General features: G+C 52.2%; 10 protein-coding genes. 8 read left to right on the top strand and 2 right to left on the bottom strand.

What is annotated here, in order from left to right:
• Window positions 1-7 precede the first annotated feature (7 nt).
• On the bottom strand, window positions 8-868 hold the full coding sequence (locus tag PJDR2_RS25510) for a LysR family transcriptional regulator (RefSeq protein WP_015846624.1): 861 nt from the start codon (window positions 866-868) through the stop codon (window positions 8-10).
• A 218-nt stretch (window positions 869-1086) separates the two neighbouring features.
• On the opposite strand from PJDR2_RS25510, the gene PJDR2_RS25505 reads away from it, so the two are divergent.
• From PJDR2_RS25505 to PJDR2_RS25475, 7 genes are all read left to right on the top strand, one after another.
• Window positions 1087-2118, top strand: coding sequence for an NADH:flavin oxidoreductase/NADH oxidase (locus PJDR2_RS25505; RefSeq protein ID WP_015846623.1), 1032 nt, complete (start codon window positions 1087-1089; stop codon window positions 2116-2118).
• 399 nt (window positions 2119-2517) lie between these two features.
• A complete protein-coding gene (locus tag PJDR2_RS25500) occupies window positions 2518-3429 on the top strand; it encodes an ABC transporter permease (RefSeq protein ID WP_015846621.1) in 912 nt (303 codons plus the stop codon).
• A 12-nt stretch (window positions 3430-3441) separates the two neighbouring features.
• Window positions 3442-4314 carry a carbohydrate ABC transporter permease gene (locus tag PJDR2_RS25495; protein WP_015846620.1) on the top strand — a complete coding sequence of 291 codons (873 nt, stop codon included), beginning with the start codon at window positions 3442-3444 and terminating at the stop codon, window positions 4312-4314.
• A gap of 99 nt (window positions 4315-4413) precedes the next feature.
• Complete coding sequence (locus PJDR2_RS25490; RefSeq protein ID WP_015846619.1) at window positions 4414-5961, top strand: extracellular solute-binding protein; 1548 nt, start codon at window positions 4414-4416, stop codon at window positions 5959-5961.
• A 69-nt stretch (window positions 5962-6030) separates the two neighbouring features.
• On the top strand, window positions 6031-7278 hold the full coding sequence (locus PJDR2_RS25485) for an FAD-dependent oxidoreductase (RefSeq protein ID WP_015846618.1): 1248 nt from the start codon (window positions 6031-6033) through the stop codon (window positions 7276-7278).
• Window positions 7279-7308: 30 nt separating this feature from the next.
• Window positions 7309-8946 carry a response regulator gene (locus PJDR2_RS25480; RefSeq protein ID WP_015846617.1) on the top strand — a complete coding sequence of 546 codons (1638 nt, stop codon included), beginning with the start codon at window positions 7309-7311 and terminating at the stop codon, window positions 8944-8946.
• Window positions 8947-8971: 25 nt separating this feature from the next.
• The gene (locus PJDR2_RS25475) at window positions 8972-10819 is read left to right on the top strand and encodes a cache domain-containing sensor histidine kinase (protein WP_265525080.1); all 1848 of its coding nucleotides are present in this window, start codon (window positions 8972-8974) and stop codon (window positions 10817-10819) included.
• 71 nt (window positions 10820-10890) lie between these two features.
• Here the strand turns inward: PJDR2_RS25475 and PJDR2_RS25470 are convergent, their stop codons facing one another.
• Entirely contained in the window at window positions 10891-11730 is an 840-nt protein-coding gene (locus PJDR2_RS25470) for a helix-turn-helix domain-containing protein (RefSeq protein WP_015846615.1), read from the bottom strand.
• A gap of 188 nt (window positions 11731-11918) precedes the next feature.
• Here PJDR2_RS25470 and PJDR2_RS25465 point away from each other — a divergent pair, with 188 nt between their 5' ends.
• On the top strand, window positions 11919-14390 hold the full coding sequence (locus PJDR2_RS25465) for a beta-mannosidase (RefSeq protein WP_015846614.1): 2472 nt from the start codon (window positions 11919-11921) through the stop codon (window positions 14388-14390).
• Window positions 14391-14435 lie beyond the last annotated feature (45 nt).

Genomic DNA, 14435 nt, shown 5'->3' with positions numbered 1-14435 from the left:
GTTTTTCTCATCTCCGGATAATCGAAATAATTTCCTGCAGCTCGGGCAGATGCTTGTGCTTGCTTTTATAGCCGATTAACAGATCATTAGTAACAGTCAAATTGTCGAAGCAGGTATGAATGCCGGCCTTCGAATGCTCAAGCAGATAGGTAGGGATCACGCTGATTCCGGCGCCCATCTCGACGGCTCTAATAACCGCGTGCAGGTTGGGAATCACATGCTTGGGCTTGATTAGAGGACGTCTCTTGAAATGCTCTCTCCATAGGCGTCTAATTATGGGGAGTTCCAGCCCGTAGGAAATCCATCGCTGCTCGGACAGCCATTCCTCGATCTCTTTGGGATGGCGAAGATCGGGGATCTCGAGCGAAGCCGGCGTTATGATCGTAAAGGTCTCTTCCATTAACAGCTCATACTCAATGCCGGGCACGATAAATTTCTTGGGAGTAATAATAAGCTCCACTTGATCTTCCTTTAACAGCTCAAGCAATTGATCAGCAGTTCCGAAGTAAGAGACGCTGCACATGCCGGAATTCGTAACCTTGGGAAGAAACAGCTCCTGAAAATACTCCAGAGATAAGCCGATGCGGAACACCTTATTGTTCGGCAGGGACGTGGATTTCAGCCCGGCCGTTGTTTCCTCCAGCGATTCAACTAGCGGCGCAACCCGGGAGTACAGCTCTTTGCCCCGTTCGGTTACGGCAAGTCTCCTCGATACACGCGTGAATAACGCTTCTCCAACTTCAGCCTCCAGTGCGGCTAAATGCTGACTCATGGCGGGCTGCGTCATCATTCTGGTCTTGGCGGCTTCGGAGACGGAGTGATGCTTGTATATAGCAATAAAGCTTCGATACCATTCAAAATCGACCATCGTATTCCTCATCCTCTATCGTTATCAGTAAACCGAATTATAAATATTTTTATGGTTAAATGCAATTTATATAATTAGTTTTATTGTAGGAGCAAAGGTATAATGGGCTCTGTAGCATTCTTTTACAAATGCCTGATCATGAGTTGTCCAAAACTGGGTACATTATTATGTAGCCGAATTGGAGCCGTGGAACTATAGAATAGAGGAGAGATCGTATTTTGAAGCACTTATTTACTCCGTACGAGATTAAAAGCTTGTCCTTGAAAAACCGCGTCGTTATGCCGCCGATGTGCCAATACTCGGTAACGGCCAAAGGCGGCATCGCAAACGATTGGCATTACGCGCATTACGTCAGCCGCGCGGTTGGCGGCGCGGGATTGATTATTATCGAAATGACCGACGTCGAGCCGGATGGCCGGATTACGGACTATGATTTGGGATTGTGGTCGGATGATCATATTCCGGCGCTGGCACGCATCGTGGAGGCCGTCCATCAGCACGGGGCAAAAATAGGCATTCAGATTGCCCATGCCGGCCGTAAAGCCGAGGACGCGGAACTGCCGGTAGCACCGTCGGCTATTCCGTTTGACGAAAATTCAAAAACGCCTCGTGCTCTGACCACTGAAGAAGCGGAGCAAATGGTGGAGAAATTCAGACTGGCTGTACGCCGTGCCGTTCAGGCTGGCGTGGATACCATTGAAATTCATGGTGCTCACGGCTATCTGATACATCAGTTCGTGTCCCCGCTTACGAACAAAAGAGCGGATAAATACGGCCAAGACCGGACGTTATTCGGAAAAGAAGTGATTAAAGCCGCAAAAAGCGAAATGCCTGCCCACATGCCGTTATTTATGCGGATCTCCGCCCGGGAATATGCAGAAGGCGGCTATGGCATTAACGAAAGCATCGCGTTTGCGAAGGAATTCAAAGAAGCTGGCGTTGACGTCTTCCATATCAGCGCTGGCGGGGAAGGGCAAATCGCGGCCGCGGGCAGACCGGGCACGCATGCGGGTTACCAGGTGCCTCTCGCGAGAGCGATCAGAGAAGCACTGGATATCCCGGTTATCGCAGTCGGCAGATTAGACGATCCTGCGCTTGCCAATTCCGTGATCGGCAACGAAGACGCGGATCTTGTGGCCGTAGGCCGGGGCATGCTTCGCAATCCTTACTGGGCCCTCGAAGCAGCAAGCGTTCTCCACAAAGAAATCGAAGTTCCGAGACAATACGATCGCGGCTTCGCGCGCGGTTAACATAACTTAATTACCAAAAGCGGTGCAGGATTAAATCCTGCACCGCTTTTTTGATGTCACAAGAATAGTTCCGCTAATCCAATAGCGGAACCAAGAGGACCTCTTCCCCAAGTCGTAAGAATGTAAGGGAAGGTTAATTTCAAACGGAGCATTCGATGATTCTGGAGAAGCGCAGCGTTCGCTTTAGTAAGGGGATTACAACACTAGAATATTGTTCAGAAGGAATCCCCGAGCAAGGCGATCGGAAGAACATCGAATGCGCAGTTTGCAATTTAACCTATGGTCTTTTTCATTCTTTTATAGAAAATAACCAGAAATCAAAGGATTACATTCTACGAACCTCCCACCCTCATCTTTTACAATACAGATATAACATTTCAGAAAAGCAGGTGAGGAAAGTTGAATAACAACAGCCGCTGGAAGCTGGCGCGCAGCAATTGGGATATGTACCTGCTGCTTGTTCCGGGATTAATCTTTTTGCTCCTATTCAAATATACGCCGATGTACGGGGTTGTCATCGCGTTTCAGGATTTCAATATTTTCAGCGGCATCGGAGGCAGCGAGTGGGTGGGGCTGGATCAGTTCCAGAAGCTTGTCCATTCGGACGACTTCACTAGGGTGCTGACGAATACGCTGCTCATCAGCCTGTACAAGATTGTCCTCTTGTTCCCGATTCCGATCGTCGTTGCCTTGTTATTAAACGAAGTCCGCAAGATGATGTTCAAGCGCACGATTCAAACGATTATTTATTTGCCGCATTTCCTGTCCTGGGTTATTATTTCCGGCTTGTTCGTCACCTTGCTCTCTCCGACGGACGGTCTCGTTAACCAGATTATCACGCTCTTTGGAGGCAAGCCAATCTCCTTCCTGCAGGACAATTCCTTCTTCCGCAGCGTTGTCGTCTTTACGGCGGGCTGGAAGGAAATCGGCTGGAACGCCATCATCTTTATTGCAGCCATAGCAGGTATCGATCAGGAGCAATACGAGGCAGCGTCCATCGACGGAGCCGGACGTATCCGCAAAATGATTTCGATAACGCTTCCGGGCATCATGCCTACGATTATCCTGATGCTGATTCTGCGGATCGGCAGCCTGCTCGAAGCCGGTACCGAACAAATTCTGACGATGTACAATCCGCTTGTCTACGATAGCGGGGACGTAATCGGAACCTATGTGTACCGGATGGGGCTTGGCCAGCAGGATTACAGCTTTAGCACCGCGGTTGGCCTGTTTAATTCCCTGGTAGGTTTTATTCTGATCATCAGCGGCAACATGCTCAGCAAGAAGTTCTTGAAGAGAAGCATCTGGTAAGGGGGCAGTACCATGCACAGCAGAAAAATCGGTGATTACGTACTCGATATCTTCATTTATGTCGTATTGATTGCGATGGGAGTATCCACGCTGGTTCCGTTTATCACGGTATTATCGAAGTCGGTCAGCGAAGAATGGGCGATCACTTCCGGGAAGGTTAACCTGCTTCCCATCGGCTTCCAGCTTGATACGCTGAAATACGTCGTAACGAACAATCAATTTCTCCATGCTCTTCTAATCTCGGTGTTGGTAGCGCTCATAGGCACATTGGCATCGCTTATCGTTACGGCCATGACGGCTTATCCGCTGTCGAAGCGGGAGCTGCCCGGCGTGGGGGTCATCATTGTCTTGTTTGTCTTTACGATGATGTTTAACGGCGGCATTATTCCAAGCTATCTGCTCATCCGGCAGCTGGATCTGATTGATAACCTGGCTTCTCTTATTCTTCCGGGATTGATCAGCGTGTTTAATATGCTCGTCATCAAAAGCTATTTCGAAAGTCTCCCGCCAAGCCTGGAGGAGTCCGCCAAGCTTGACGGCGCGCGCAACTATACGATTTTGTTCCGGATTATTCTGCCGCTCAGCGGACCCGTCCTGGCTACAATCGGGCTGTTCTACGCGGTTTATTATTGGAATGATTACTTTAATCCGATGCTTTACATCAACAGCACGTCGCTAAAACCTTTGCAGCTGTACTTGCAGGACATCGTCATGAACGCGGATTCTTCCAGCTTCAAGATGAGCGCGGAGGATCGGATGAATGTTCCCGCGGAGGGAGTGAGGGCGGCAACCGTTATCGCCTCTACCATTCCGATTCTTCTCGTCTACCCGTTCCTGCAAAAGTATTTTATCAAGGGTGTACTAATCGGCTCCGTAAAAGGCTGAGCCACTTTGCGCAATCAACTCTTGCCGCTATGCTTTACGCATCCTGTAGCATAGCGGCAAGATTGATGATAAATAATAGCTAAAATGGAGGGTCATGCAATGAAACAAATGACAAAAAAGCTTTCACTTGCAGCAACAACGGTTGTTCTGGCGGGCTCATTAGCGGCATGCTCGTCGAATAACAATGGCAATGATGCGGCGGCATCCAATGCGCCGTCAGCATCCGCTAACACGGCTTCAACGGAGCCCGGCGGCAATCTTCCGACTCTGAAACGTCTGGATGTTTTCCAAGGCGAGGATTACGCCAATTATCCGGTAGCGAAGCTGCTCGAAGAGAAAACAGGCTACAAGGTGCAATACGATATGCTTCCGCAGGATAATCCCGCGCAAAAGCTGAATCTGCTCATGGCTTCCGGCGAGCCCTACGATATCGTAACCTCTTACATCGACATGGCTCTGTATTCGGATTATGCGAAGAAAGGCGCGCTTATTGATTTAACGCCGCTGATCGATCAATTCGGTCCCAACATCAAAAACGCGATTTCGCAGCAGTCGATGGATGCCTTGAAGGTTGACGGCAAGCTGTACGGGATTCCGAATATTATTACTTATCCGGTAGGCTTCGGCATTCTGATCCGTACGGATTGGCTGGATAAGGTTGGCCTGCAGATGCCAACGACAACGGGCGAATTCCAGGCCGCGCTGCAAGCCTTCAAGGACAAGGATCCGGGCGGCAACGGCAGCCAGAACGTGCCTTTTACGGTTAAAGGCGATTTGCCGATGATTGACGATCTTGTAGGCGCTTTCGGCATGCCGAATCCATGGAATGTGGTGGACGGACAGCTTGTGCCGCGCGTGCTTGATCCGGCCTTCCCGGATTACGTGAAGTACGTTTCCGGACTCTATTCGGGCGGATTGCTCGATAAAGAGTTTGTCGTCAATAAAGACGCAACAGCCAAAGAGAAATTCTCCAGCGGCAAAGCAGGCGCGATTGTCGTTCACTGGGCTGACATCCCGGGCATCTCCGATGCGCTTGCCAAAGCTGCGCCCGATGCGAAATTTGCTTACGTACCGGCTCTTAAAGGTCCTAACGGCAAATCCGGCTTTGGAGCGAATCAAGGCTTTGACCGTCTGAGCTTTGTTCCGAAATCCTCCAAGCATCCGGAGGACGCAGTTAAATGGATTAACGCAAGCCTTGAATCGGCAACCTTCAAAGAAGTAGCGATTGGCGTGGAAGGTACTCATTATACCGTTGATAACGGCTCTTACAATCCGATTCTCCCGATCTTCAACGACGAGCGCAACTTGGCGAACAACTACATGGTCGGAACGGACGAAGCCAACTATCCGCAATACTGGCAGGCCCGCGTTCGCAAAAATCCGGTTATGTTCGAAGCCTTCGATACGCTGAACAACAAAACGGCCGATTCGGATAAAATTCTTAACGTGCTTAGCGTAGCTCCGTATTTGGAGAACTACTCGAAAAATAATTTGAAGCTCGAAACGATGTCCGGCGATTACACCGTTAAATTGATTGCAGGCAGCGAGAAGCTGGACGGCCTTGGCGACTTCCAGAAGAAGTACAATGCCGAAGGCGCGGAAGCGAGCGCTAAAGAAATTAACGATTGGTACAAAACAACCAAATAACAACAAATCCGGCAGGGAGGGCTCCTTTACAAAGGCCCTCCGCTGCGTTCCTATGGAGAGGAGAAATGGATGATGACTACTTATTCTTTTTCGCGCGAGGTTGAGACTTACAAGCATGCGGATGTTGTGATTATCGGCGGGGGACCGGCAGGCACGGCTGCCGCCATCAGCGCAGCCCGCTGCGGCAAGAAGGTTCTTCTGCTGGAGAAAACGGCGCAGCTCGGCGGCATGGGGACGATCGCCAACGTTAGCGTATTTATGCCGATCGGCAACGTAACCGGCATTTATCGCGAGCTTATATCCGAGATGCTGGCTGAATCTTTGCCGGCTGGCCATGATGAATCCATCGCGCCGCAATATTCCCCTTTTATGCTGCGTCATTATTTGAATGAAAAGATGAGGAAAGAGAACGTTGAGGTCTACTTCCATTGCGAATTTGTAGGGACGATCCAAGAGGGCGGTACAATTAAGGCGGTTATCGTGTCCACCCGCGAGGGATTGAGAGCATTTGAAGGCGATTGCTTTATCGATTGTACGGGGGACGCGCGTGTCGCCATCGACGCTGGCGTGCCTTACACAACCGGGCGGGAAACCGATGGACTGACGCAGCCGATGACGCTGATGTTTACGATGCAGGACACGGGCAAGCCGGTAACGCCTATTTTGCCGGATGGCTGCTACGAATACAAAGAAGTGTCCGATCTGCCTCAGGGCAGAAGATTGTATTGGGAGCAGAACAAGGACGGCTCGCTGCTGGTCAACATGTCGCGGGTGAAAGCGAACGGTGCGAAGATTGAAGATATCAACTATGCCGAGACGGAAGCGCTCCGGCAGGTGTTTTCCATTGCTTATTATCTTCAGAAGACCGGCTTTGAGAACTACGCGCTTACGCATATCGCCCCGCAAACAGGAACGCGCGAGACGAATCAGATCGTTGGCCTGTATACGCTGAACGAGCAGGATCTGACCAGCGGAGCGAGATTCCAAGATGTTGTGGCGCAAACGAATTACGAGATTGATATTCATAGCCCGGACGCGCAGAAAACAACCGATGAACGCAAAATCGACGGCTACGATATCCCGTACCGCTGCATGGTGCCAGCAGCATTCGATAACCTGCTTATAGCGGGCCGTTCGATTTCGGCGACGCATGTGGCCATGTCTTCGATGCGCGTGCAGGCGACCTGTTATGCGCTGGGGCAGGCTGCGGGGATTGCGGCATCGCTGTCGATCGACGACGCGGCAACGATGCAAAATATAGCCATGGACAAACTGCACAATATATTGGAAGATCAAGGTGTGAAGTTTAAGAAATAACGCGAACCGCTTAAGAAGGAGGACAACCCCATGTACAAGCTGCTTATCGTTGATGACGAGACTACGGTCAGAATGGGCTTGCAATCTTACTTCAACTGGTCCTCTTTCGGAATCGAGATTATGGGGGAAGCCGACGACGGGGATGTCGCCTTCGAAATGATCGGGCGGGAAGCGCCCGATCTTGTCCTGACGGATGTGCGTATGCCCAATATGGACGGGATTACGTTGGCGCGCCTGATTAATGAACATTACCCGCATGTGAAAATCATTTTCGTCAGCGGACATGACGATGCCGATTATTTGAAATCCGCGATGAAGCTCAGTGCGGTTGATTATATCTTCAAGCCGGTTAACCTGGAAGAGCTCAGCTCGGTGCTGAGGCATGTCGTAAGCGACTTGGATGAGCAACGCGCCGAGCAGCAGCGGAAGGAAGAGCTGCAGGTACGGCTGAAGGAAGGAATGCCTGTCCTGCGGGAAAAATTTCTGTTGTCGCTGATGGGCAGCGGCGTTCAGAGGCAGGATATCCGGGAGAGGGTGCAGTTCCTCGAGCTAAGCCTGCCCGAGGAGGCATCGTATTGGGTGATCGTCATATCGGTGGATGATCTCCCCGAAGTGATGAGCACCCGCAGCGAACGGGACCGGCAGCTGCTCTGGTATTCGATCAATAACATCTGCCAGGAGCTGATCGACAGCCATATGGGCGGATACGTGTTTGAGTATCAGACGGGTGAATTCGCGGGTATTTTGCGCAGGGGGGCCGAAAGCGAAGTGTCCGGCGATGCCGCTGAAGGACTGCTTGAGCTGACCAGCAGGATTCGCGACAATCTCGAACGGTGGCTGAAGATCAGCGTAACGATTGGGATCAGCGACCGCGTGACGGGACTTGGCAATCTGGGCAACTGCTACAAGCAGGCGCGCGAAGCGGTCAATCATAAATGGTATTTGGGAAAAAACCGCATCATCACGATGGACAGCCTGGAAAGTTCGGAGCAAGCCAGCTTAAGCGCCGGCCGGTATGAATTCGTCTATGACGAGGAGCTTACCTCCGCGCTGAAAGCGGCGAACCCGGAGAAGCTGCGCGAGGTGCTGGACGCGATCTTTGCCGATTTGAACCGTAACCGCCCCGACGGCCTGAAGTATGGTCGCAACGTCTGCATGCAGATATTTCTGGCCGCTGGCCAGCTGCTGCTGGAGTTGAATATGCAGTCCGAGGAGCTGGAATCGGCGGAAGCCGCCGTATGGGAATCCTTGCTGGACCGGGAAACGCTTGGCGAAATGCGGCTTATTCTCGAGGCTTATCTGCTTGCGGCCTGCGAGCGGATCGGCGAGAAGCGGACGGGCAAGGTAGCCAATCTGGTTGAGCGTGTCCGCGCTATTATCGACCGGGATTATTCGAACGGCAGCTTAACCGTTACGGATATCGGCAGGGAGGTATTTCTGACTCCAACCTATGTCAGTCTGTTATACAAGCAAGAGACCGGTCAGACCGTTGGCGAATATATGACGCAGGTCCGAATGGAGAAGGCGAAAGAGATGCTGCGCGACCCGCAATACAAGTTTTACGATATTTGTTACGCGATCGGGTATACGGATCCGAGCTATTTCACCAAGCTGTTCAAGAAAATGACCGGCGTAACGCCAAGCGGCTACCGGGAGAAATATGTTTAGGGAAGCAAGGGAGACGCGCCAAGCATTGCGTCAATCCAGAGGAGAAGGCGGCGGATGGTTCCGCCGCCTTCTTCGCCGTCTTGCGATCCCGCGCCAATGGCTGATCGCTTATTGTATCCTGATCGTTTTCCCGGCAGCGGTCATCCTGTACGGGTATTACGAACGCTCGGCCGCCATTCTGAAAAACGAAGTGATGCGGACGATGCAGCTGACGCTGGAGCAGGCGGGCAGCAATTTGTCCTATAGGCTGGAGCATATCGAGGAGATCAGCGATGCCGCGTTTATGAATAACAAGCTGCATGAATACTTATCCGTAAGCGATACGGACAAGCTTATCAGCACGCAGCTTGAGGTCGTCAAGGATTTGCGGAATCTGGTCGAATCGGTTCAATCGAATTCGGATGTGTTCCGCGTCAGGCTGTTCGTAGACAAATCAAAGCTGTACGCGGGGGAGAAGGTAAACTTTTTCTCGCTGGACAGCTTGATGGGCGAGCCCTGGTATAAGGAGATTCTCGCGGCTAACGGAAGTATTGTCTGGAGCGGCATTTACCGGCAATCTTATTTGGAAGCGGGTAATGTCGACGTGCTGTCGTCAGCCCGCATGCTTCGCGATCCCGAGCATTACGATCGAATCTCCGGAGTGATGATGATCGACGTGAAGGAGAAGATGGTCTCGGATCTGCTCTCCGCCCTCGAATTCTCGTCCGGCACGCAGGTCTACCTGGTAGACTCGAACGGAACCGTCATCGACCATCCTGACAGAGCCCGAATCGGAACGCAGATTGCTCCCGAAATGAGGGACCGGCTTAATGCAAGCAAGGACAGCGGAGGGCATGCTTTCCGGTTAAGCAAGGATTCGGACGAGGTTATGTTCACAACGGTATCACCGACCAACTGGAAGCTTGTTGCGCAAAATAGCGGCGGTCAGCTGTCTCCGCAGGCGGTGAAGCTGACCCAAAGGTCAAGCCTGACCTCTTTGCTGGAATATTTCGCGCTCTTCACGCTGCTGCCTTTTGTGCTGCTGGCTATTATCGTGCGGGGGATGAACCAGAGGGTGAGGAAGGTTATTACCGTTATCCGCAGGGAAGGCACCGAAAGTCTGGAGGAGCTGCCCGTTGTAGCGAATAGCGATTTTCTTGCTTTGGAGCGAAGCGTGGATCATCTGATCCTGCGCGTGCGTACGCTTGTCGAGGAGAAATATTTGGCCGAGATTCATGAACGGGAGGCGCAGCTTCAGGCGCTTCAGGCGCAGATTAATCCTCACTTCCTGTACAATACGCTTGATATGATCAATTGGATTGCCATCGGCAAAGGGGCGTCGGATATCAGCCAGATGATCGACTCGCTGGCGAAATATTTCCGGCTAAGCCTTAACAAGGGCAAGAGCATCGTTAGCGTGGAGGACGAGGTCCGGCTTGCGGAGGTTTACCTGGGCATCCAGCAAAGCCGGTTCCCGAATACGTTCGATGTCCGGGTCGAGGTGAATCCTCAGATTGCAGGCTGCCGGATTCCGAAGCTGATTTTGCAGCCGATTGTGGAAAACGCGCTTTTGCACGGCATACGTAAAATGAAGCAAAGACGCGGTCTTATCTCCATTATCGTAACAGAGGAAAATGAGGATTTGCTTATTACCATTTCGGATAACGGCATCGGAATGGAGGAGGAGCGTGTCCGTCAATTGCTGAAGGCGGCACTGCCCCCGGAGGAGAAATCGGACGCCACGGGAAGCTCTTACGGATTGTTTAATGTAAACGAGCGGATCAAGCTGTACTCCGGGGATCATTACGGATTGGAGATAACCTCGGCCCTTGGGGTCGGCACAACGGTAACGATTCGGATGCGGGCGGATAGGGCGCACGAGGGCAATTCGTAAAAATGCGGTAAGTAAAGAGGTTATCTCAATCTTAGGTTGAGATAACCTCTTTTTATTGTAGAGCCTGCATTTCATTGCCAGTTGCGGATTTTGCCAGGTGCAATCCCGTAGGCGTCTTTAAAGAGATGATAGAAATGGCTTAAATTATCGAACCCGGCCTCGTAAGCGATATCGACGATGGGAAGCTGCGTGGTGAGAAGCAGGTTTTTGGCATGGCCAAGCCGCAGATGGTTCAAATAAGCCGTTGGCGTCATCCGAAGATACTGCTTGAATACGCGGTTGAGATGGCCGTCGCTTCGGTCCGTCAATTCCCTCAGGCGGGGCAGCCCGGCGCTGAAATTTTCTTTTCGCTGCAGCTGAGCGAGCAGATGATCGAACCATTGCGGCATCGCTTGCGTGCCGTCATTCCGGAACTCGAGGAAAAAATGGGTTAAGGCATCGCTTAAGAAGCTGCGGGCCATCGTTCTTGCCTTTTGCTTATCGGTCGAGTTAAACAGCTGGATCTGCTCGCTTTTCCTCATGAGAGCCTCCATGTCCGTTCCGGGGAGCATGATGAAGGGCGGGAGCTGCGGACTCCGGAGCGCCTGGGCAAACGCCGCGTGGCCAATGTAATCGAAAGCCCCCTCCACGACCTCTTTATAGAAGTTGACGTTCAAGAACCGGCAGTCCCCGCCTTCCAGCAAATCATAGCTATGCGTGTCGTCGGGACGAATGAACACCATAGCTCCCTCTCTCAATAATTGGGTATCTCCGTTGACCAGATGCGTGCATTGGCCGGAAATGACGATAAAGATTTCGTAGAAGTCATGTCCGTGCAGCGGATACGCATGTCTCACCGAATGCACGATGTGGAAATTGGATTGCACCAGCGGATCAATCAAAGCTGCCGCATACAGCATGGGAACGTTCATGGCTGCTGCCTCCTAGTCGCTGTTCGTTTATTGATGTTAATATAGCACAAAAAAAGCAACTGCATAACAAGACGGAATTTTGCTTGGGATGCTACGATAGGGCCGAATCATGCATTCTTCCTTACCTGGTATTAAAGGAATCGCATCATTCCAGCACAATTCATATTTTTGAAAGCAGGTTGATAAGCATGCGCTCAGTAACGCTAAACGGCAATTGGACGATGAAAAGAACGGATGAAGCGGAATGGAACAACGCCGTTGTTCCGGGCTCCGTATTCCATGATCTAATGTCTGCGGGTAAGATGGAGGATCCTTATTACCGCGATAACGAATACGATATTTTAGAGCTGACGAAGTTTGACTATGAATACCGCCGCAGCTTCCTCGTTGACGGGGATCTGCTGCGGATGGACCGCGTGCTGCTCCGCTGCGAAGGGCTCGATACGCTTTGCGAGGTTTACGTAAACGGGCAAGCCGTATTAAATACGGACAATATGCACCGGACATACGAAGCGGATGTGAAGGGGCTGCTCACTGAAGGCAGTAACGACATTCACGTCATTATCCGCTCGGCCACGAACTTTGTGCTTGCGAAGGATAAGGAGCTTTTTCTGACGAGCTGCGCCGACGCCGTGCCGGGCATCTCGCATCTGCGCAAGGCGCATAGCATGTTTGGCTGGGATTGGGGTCCGCAGCTGCCGGATATGGGCATTTGGCGGGACATGTCCCTCTGCGGATTTAATATCGGCCGGATCGATGATGTCTACATCACGCAGCAGCATGGCGACAATAACGTTAAGGTGAATATCGCCGCGGAATTGCAGCGCTGGTCCTCTGACGAGTCTCTTGCTCTTTATGCTACGATCGAGACACCGGATGGAAGGACGCTGGAGGCGTCGGTAAGCGAAGCTGGCGAAATCTCCAACCTTGTGATCGACGTTCAGGATCCCGAGCTATGGTGGCCGAACAATCTCGGAAGCCAGCCTTTATACGGGTTGCGGGTTGAATTGCGGAGCGGAGACCGGCTTCTGGATGAACGCTCGCTGAGCATCGGACTCCGGACGCTGCATGTCGTGCGCCAGCCGGATAAGTGGGGCGAGTCGTTTGCGTTTGAAATCAACGGTCATCAGATCTTCGCGATGGGCGCCAATTTTATTCCGGAGGACAACATCTTCGGTCGGCGCAGCAACGAACGGACGGAGCAGCTGATCCAAAGCTGCGTCGAGGCTAACTACAACTGCATCCGCGTCTGGGGCGGCGGGTACTACGCAGACGATTACTTCTACGATCTGTGCGACCGGCACGGCCTGATCGTGTGGCAGGATCACTTATACGCATGCGGAGCTTACGATTTTAACGACGAGTTCAAGGAAAATATCCGGCTCGAGACGATCGACAATATGAAGCGGATCCGTCACCATGCCTCGCTGGGCCTCTGGAGCGGGAACAACGAGCTGGAATACGCCTGGGCGTATTGGGGCTGGACGGAGCGCTACGGCGAGAAGCAGCGCGACGATTACCTGAAGCAGTTCGAAGAGTTCCTGCCGGTGCTGTCGCAGTCGCTTGATCCAAACACCTCTTATTTGGTGTCATCGCCATCCTCCAAGGGCGGTATCGACGATCCGAATAACGAAGACATCGGCGACATGCATTATTGGGATGTCTGGCACGGGCGGAAGCCGATAACGGAATACCGGACGCTTCATCCCCGTTTTATGTCCGAGTTCGGTTTGCAGTCGTTCCCGTCCATTAAGACGGTCGAGACGTTTACGCTGCCAGAAGACCGCAATATTTTCTCGAGGGTCATGGAAGCACATCAGAAGAACGGCACCGGCAACGAAAAGATCATGTATTACATCAGCGAATATTTCAAGTATCCGAGAAACTTCGAGAAGCTGCTGTACGTCTCCCAGCTTATTCAGGCCGAAGGCATGCGGGTTGGCGTGGAGCATTGGAGACGCAACCGCGGCAGATGCATGGGGGCGGTCTACTGGCAGCTTAACGACATTTGGCCGGGCGCATCCTGGTCAAGCCTGGATTACTTCGGCAGATGGAAGGCGACGCATCATGCCGCCAAGCGGTTCTTTGCGCCGGTGCTTGCATCCGCTCTGGAAGAAGGGACAACGGTATCGCTTCACGTGACCAACGAAACGCTGCAGACTGTAAGCGGGCAGCTCCGCTGGAGACTGCTGGACCGCAAGTCGGAGACGATTCAATTCGGCGAAGCCGAAGTAACGCTTGACGCTCTCGCTTCGGAAGAGATCGTCTCGCTGGACTTCTCGGAGACGCTGACGACCAAGCAGCTGCTCAGCCAAAGCTATCTCGCTTTCGAATTTGTTATGGGCGAAGAGACGATCAGCGAGGGTACGGCACTGTTCGTGAAGCCGAAGCATTTCGAGCTTCTCAATCCGGAGATCCGCGCTGCTGTCGCGGAGGAAGACGACCGTTTTGTCGTTACGCTGGACAGCCGGGCGTTTGCACCTTTTGTTCTGTTGGAATTAAGCCATGCCGACGCCCGCTGGAGCAACAACGTATTTGCTCTTTCCGCCGACCGTCAGGCCGTTGTGACGGTACCGAAGGACGGCTTGTCCGAGCCGCTTAGCCTGGCTGCGTTCCGCGAGCAGCTCGTCGTTACAAGCCTATACGATACTTTCGAATAAAGCTCTTCATGGAAGGGAGGACACACGTCCGGCAATAGCCGTATA

The organism is Paenibacillus sp. JDR-2 (genome assembly GCF_000023585.1).
In the GTDB taxonomy this organism is placed as follows: Bacteria; Bacillota; Bacilli; order Paenibacillales; family Paenibacillaceae; genus Pristimantibacillus.
The sequence above is the reverse complement of the archived record's forward strand: the minus strand, read 5'-3'. Positions and strand labels throughout refer to the sequence as shown.